General features: G+C 70.1%; 4 protein-coding genes. 1 reads left to right on the top strand and 3 read right to left on the bottom strand.

Translation table 11 applies throughout. The features are described 5' to 3' along the window. Nucleotides 1-254 precede the first annotated feature (254 nt). Nucleotides 255-1,073 carry an aminoglycoside phosphotransferase family protein gene (locus ABH937_RS38000; protein ID WP_280694853.1) on the top strand — a complete coding sequence of 273 codons (819 nt, stop codon included), beginning with the start codon at nt 255-257 and terminating at the stop codon, nt 1,071-1,073. A gap of 79 nt (nt 1,074-1,152) precedes the next feature. On the opposite strand, the gene ABH937_RS37995 is transcribed toward ABH937_RS38000, so the two are convergent. Genes ABH937_RS37995 through ABH937_RS37985 form a run of 3 tightly spaced genes read right to left on the bottom strand, consistent with a single transcriptional unit; the run spans nt 1,153 to nt 5,515 of the window. Beyond that, entirely contained in the window at nt 1,153-1,731 is a 579-nt protein-coding gene (locus ABH937_RS37995) for a DUF6262 family protein (protein WP_280694836.1), read from the bottom strand. Next, entirely contained in the window at nt 1,728-4,340 is a 2,613-nt protein-coding gene (locus ABH937_RS37990) for a site-specific integrase (protein WP_280694837.1), read from the bottom strand. Before ABH937_RS37990 ends, ABH937_RS37995 begins: the two co-directional genes overlap by 4 nt. Continuing rightward, the gene (locus tag ABH937_RS37985) at nt 4,337-5,515 is read right to left on the bottom strand and encodes a tyrosine-type recombinase/integrase (protein WP_280694838.1); all 1,179 of its coding nucleotides are present in this window, start codon (nt 5,513-5,515) and stop codon (nt 4,337-4,339) included. Before ABH937_RS37985 ends, ABH937_RS37990 begins: the two co-directional genes overlap by 4 nt. Nucleotides 5,516-5,641 lie beyond the last annotated feature (126 nt).

The following is a 5,641-nucleotide window of genomic DNA, read 5'->3' as shown; positions in this document are numbered from 1 at the left end:
CGCTTGTACTCGACTTTACCGACCGCAGGAGCTCGGATACCAGCTCTGAACTGCGACGATTCATAGACTACATGTCCGTGACGGTCTGTCATCACCAACTGATGTCGCCCGTTGGAGTGGTTCTCGATCGCACTGTCTGAACACTGCTCATCGCCTGGACGGAACCGTCTCAAGCACCACGGTGTCGTCGGCTTTGCTGGCCTGCCAGGCTGGGTCCGCGTTCAGCGACGTCGATGTTGAGACTGGGGATCTTGATGACCAGCCCGTGGACGACCCATGCGGTCGAGCTGCTGCCCGACCTTGTGATCAAGAAGTTCCGGTCGTTCAGCGACGGCGAGCACGAGCGGGAGTGGCGAGCCCTCACGTTGCTGGAGAGATACTCACCAGGTGTCGCTCCAGCGCCAATCGAAGCGGATCTGTCCGCAGCGCCCCCGACCGTCGTCATGTCACGCCTGGCCGGATCGCCACTGCGTGGCACCTGCATAGAGCCGGACCAGCTCGTATCCATGGCCCAGACGCTGACGAGCATGCACGAGTCCGTCCCGCGGAAGGCGGCAGCCGAGCTCCCTCCCCGATTGTGGAACCAGTACCATGCCAGCCGCGGAATCCGCGTTCGGCACGAGCGGCTGTCAGAGCAGGTGCCCAGCAGGGTCGTCTCGCAGGCGGTCGCCGCAGGTATGAGGTGGTTTCAGCAGTCGGGACTGGAAACTGCGGGCGAGCCGGACGCGCCGCCGATCTTCGGTCAGGCGGATGGGAACCTTGCCAACTTCCTGTGGGATGGGACGCAGGTCCGGGTGGTGGACTTCGAGGACTCCGGCCGCAGTGACCGCGCGTACGAACTCGCGGACGTGGTCGAGCACGTTTCGGTATGGGTGGACAGCGAGTTCGACATTGCACGCTTCCTTGGCTTCTTCGACCTGGCTGGTGCCGAGGCTTTCCGCCTGCGCGAGTGTCGGCGTCTCTTCTCGCTGCTCTGGCTCCTGGTCCTCGCCCTGGAGGACCCGAGCAATCCCCGGAACCCACCCGGAACTGCCGAGCGGCAGGCCGAACGCCTCCTAGACCTCCTGGGCTGAAGCCTCGCCCCGAGCTTGATCGTGTACCCCGCCCGGTGGCCGCTTCGCCGGGGTGAGGCGGCCACCGGGCAGGTGTGGGTCATTCTGGCGGGGCGGCGAGCTGGGCTTCGAGGTCGGCGACGCGCCGGTCCTGAAACCGCAGGTTGGAGCGGGCGGCTTTGAGGCGTTCGTCGAAGGATCGGTTGTCGGCGGTGAGTTGGCGGACGCGTTGCTTGAGGGTGGTGTTCTCGGTGGTGATCCGTTGGATGGCCTCCTCGGTCCACTCGGCTTCCAAGTCGCGTACCTGGCCGAGGAGTTCGCCGATGCGGTTGCGCTGAGTCATGATCTCGGCGTGGGCGGCCTTGAGGGCGTCCTCGGCGTTCAGGGCTCGCTCGCGCCAGGTCGTCTCGCGAACGTCGTCCTGGTCGGTGACCATCTGGGTCCGGCGTTCGCCGGCCTCGGCCATCGCGGCGGCAACCGTGGCCCTCGCCGCGGGGTGGTCGTAGAGGAAGGTGCGGGAGACGTTGGCGCGGCGGGCGACGGCCGCGACGCTGACCTGGGTCTTCTCGCGGCGGAGCCGGGTGACGGCGTCGCGGACCCGTCCGAGGGCGGCTTCGGTGCTGCGGTGGCGGGCCGCCAGAGCGGCGGCTGTGCGGGGTGCCGGGACGGTGGTGGTCACGCGCATGCCTCCTCATCGGTGGTGTCGTCGTACTCGCCCTGTTCGTCGCCGACGGCCTCGGCGAGGTCAGCTGCACGGAAGGCGGTGGACCACACGCGGTGGAAGTAGTCCTGGGGTTTGCGCAGGTCCAGGGCGAGGGCGTCGTCGAGGAGGCCGAGGCCTGCCAGGGCGCTCTCCAGGCCGTCGATGGCGCGGGCGGTGGGTTCGAAGTAGCGGTGGAGGTAGTCGGCGGTGGCGTCGTCGGGGGCGCCCTCGGCCAGCAGCCGCCACTGCTCGCGCTTGCGCCGCCAGTAGAGGAGGTCGGCGCCGGACAGGACGAACTTGTCGCAGTTGTGGCAGTCCAGGTTCCAGGGGCAGGCCCCTCCCTCGACGACGGGCTGGAAGGTACAGAACCCGCCCTCGGCCGGGGTGCTGCGGCGGCCGAGGTCGATCGCGAGGGACTGGGCCTGCTCTCGGGTGAGGGGTGTGGCGGTCTCGGTGAGGAGTTCGCCGGGGTTGGCGGTGCCGGGGCCGGCGACCCAGACGCGTTGGAGGACGTCGTCGAGGTCGGACTGGGTCAGGTGGACGTAATGCTCCGCCATTCGATCACTGACCTGCCCCATATATCGGCGGATGTGGGTCAGGCTCGCCCCGGCCCGCAGCAGCCGGGTCGCCAGAGTGTGCCGGGCTTGGTGGGCGACGTAGTGACCGCCCAGGTCGAGGTCGGTGATCCAGTTGCGCAGACCGGTGTGGAACCAGGTGTAGGACAGGGCGCGACGGCCGTCCGGGTTGAGCATGTCGGTGGGGAACAGGGCCAAGTGGACGCGCTCGGCGGAGGTGGGCGCGCGGCCGGCGTGGCGGTCGGCGAAGTGCGCCAGGGTCTTGCGCCGGCGTTCCTCAAGCCGGCCCATGAGCCGGTCGGGGATGCGGATCGCCGCGTTCAGATTGCCGACCTTGGTCTGGTCGTGCCAGAGCACAGGCAGCCCGCCGTAACGGCCGACGCAGTCCAGGCGCAGCTGGATGACCTCGTTGGCGCGCCGGCCGGTGATGATGATGGCCTCCCACACATCTCGCAGGCCGCGGTCGTGCGGGTCGTGGTCCTCGGCGAGGTGCCGCAGGTTGCTCTCGTCCGCGAGAGCGCGGGCGACCTCGTCGGGGAAGGGGTTGCGGCTGCGGGGCGTGCCCGGGCCGCCGACCGGCATGGCGGTGATGAAGGCGCGGTTCAAGCCGATCCGCTCGGCGCTGCCGTTGTCCAGCGCGCCGCGCAGCACGGCCCGGCCGTAGTTGAGCACCATCCGGCGCATGTTCTCGGTGACCTTCGACTTCTTGCCGTCAAGGCGGGCCTGGCCGCGGAAGGCAAGGCCGAGGCGTTCGCGGTTGCGCAGGTCCGCGACGAAGCGGTGGGTGTGTTCTTCGCGCAGCGCCCCGGGATCGTGGCCACCGTCCGGTGCCTCGGCCTCCAGGAACGCGCTCAGTTCGGCGCCCGCGCGGCGTTGGTAGTCCACCGGCTGGGCGCTGCGCGGGCATGAGGGCGAGCGCAGCACGTCGGCGATGTGGTCCCACAGCAGGTCGCGCAGCCACCGCTGGGAGACGCAGGTCAGGTCGATGTAGCTGGAGCGGTGGGGGAAGCGCACTCCGAAGTGCTCGGTCTCGATGTAGCCGGCATCCCGGGTGTCGGAGGGGGCGAAGTAGACCTTCCGCAGGGCTTCTTGCATCTCCTGGACCATGCGCTGGTGGTAGCCGCGATGGAAGACGGACGGGTCCAGGCCGGCCAGGGACGCCACGTCGCGACGCTGGCACTCGTCCGCGAGCGACTGCACCCACGTCAAGTTCCACACGGTGGTGGGCTGCAGGCCGTGGACGTACAGGCCCCACTGGAACTCGGCCCGCAGCAGGGGCCGCAGGCCGCGCAGGTAGATCCGCCCCGTGCGGTGCACCGGCAACTGCGCGCGGCACCAGGCGCGGAAGGCGATCTGGTCGTCGCAGGAGATGGGGACGGGGCGACCGTGCCGCTCGAAGGTGGCGAAGAAGTTCTTCGGCAGCCGGGCCCCGCCCGGACGCCCAGCCCGGATGTAGCCGCGCTCGTGCGCGCCGCACAACCCCAGCGGCGAGGAGGCCAGTTCGTCGCACACCTCCGTGCGGCACTCACCGTAGCCCGGGCACGGCTGCTGGTCGACCAGCCACCTCTCGAACTCCCCGTCCTCCTCGCCGGCGCCGGGGTGCCGCTTCAGGTGGCTCAGCCACCGGTTGCGGTGCCGGAAGCACACCACCAGGCGCAGGCTGAAGGCCGGCCGCTGCGGGCAGATCCGGCACATCATCTCCTCCGGGGCCTCCGACGCCGCCAACGGCTCCGCCGCGCGCAGGAACTGGATCCGGGTCATCCCGCCGGCCTCGGCCTCCTGCCACTGATCGGCGTGCACCGAGCACATCGCGTAGCGCCGCCAGCGCGACCGCGCGCAGTCAGGGACCGTGCAGCTCCACGGATAGACCGGGTGGGACGGCGGGATCTTCAGCACCCCGCCACGCAACGCCGGGTCGAACTCGGGCCCGTTGATCAGCACGGTGAGCACCTCCAGCCGGTCCCGTTGCGTGCGGGCGTCCTGCCGCGGCACCAGGAAGGGCGCGGTCACTCGGCCCCACCCCAGACCGTGCGCAGGGCGGTGTCGAAGGCCTGGTCGTGGATGTCGACGTGCCCGTAGACCTCGTCGACCATCGCGGCCGAGGCCCAGCCTCCGGCGTCCCGGGCGATCAGCAGGTTGCCACCGGCCGCGTCGAGTACCGCGGAAGTGAAGTTATGCCGGAAGGCATGGGGTTTCACGACGCCGAGCCCGGCGCGCTTCCCGGCCCGGCCGAGCATCCGGCGGGCCCCGACCGGCGCCCATGGCTGCCCGGAGTCCTTGCCGTGGAGCTGGACCAGGAGCATGCCGTGCCGGGTGCCGCGCGGGTACTCGCTGGTGAGGTACTCGAAGTAGGTGTGCACCATCGCCGGGCTGACCCGCTTGATCAGCCCGCCGGTCACCGTGCCGCCCTCGACGCGCCAGGGGAGCTTGGTCTTCGCCTCGGCCCGGTTCGGGTTGCCGGGCCGGTGGCAGACGTGGACGTGCGGGGTGCGGCACTCCCCGCAGGCCGCGTCCTCGCGCAGGTGCAGGTCCACCAGGTGCAGCCCGCAGAGTTCGCCGATCCGCAGGCCGCCGTCGGCCAGCCAGGTCACCACCAGCCGGTCGCGGGCGGCGTTCACCACTGCCAGGAGCTTGTCCCGCGCACCGTCGGGGAGCATCTTCGGGTGTCGGCGGCGCGGCCGCGTCGGCGCGAGCGGGTTGGTGGGCAGGGAGTTCTTCACGTGTCCCAGGAATGCGCGGCGCCGGTCCGCCCGTGTGGGCAGCCGCGAGGTGTCGAGCTTCTTGCCGAGCTCGCAGTTCACGCCCAGGGACGACTGGTGCAGGTAGAAGCCCTTCAGGCAGGCCGCCGCGGTCGACAGCGCGGAGCGGCCGTATGGGCGTTTGCCGATCCGCCACGGTTCGCCGAGCGGCATGAGGACCTCCGCGCCGACGATGCCCATGTAGCGCTCAAGGTCCCGCAGCACGACCTTCTCGAAGGCCAAGCACTCGCGCTCCAGCCACCGCAGATGGTCCACCAGGTAGTACGCGTAGGTCCTCTGCGTCCCCGACCCGTCGTACACGCGCAGGAACCGGTCCGCCTCCGCGTGGAGACTGCCCTCGGGCCACACGATCGTCCACGACCGCCGCCCGTCCCTCCGGTCGATCTGCTGGACCCTCAGATCCCCGACCACCACTCGCCGTGCCACTCGTCCTCCGTACCGACTCCGGAACATGACGGGCGCTCCGGACACGGTCGGTAAACGAGCCCGCGACGCCCAAGTCACAGGCCCAGACGGACATCACGGGCGGCACTACCCGCGGTCGGTAAACTC

This window comes from Kitasatospora sp. GAS1066B (assembly GCF_041262605.1).
Lineage (GTDB): Bacteria > Actinomycetota > Actinomycetes > Streptomycetales > Streptomycetaceae > Kitasatospora.
The sequence above is the reverse complement of the archived record's forward strand: the minus strand, read 5'-3'. Positions and strand labels throughout refer to the sequence as shown.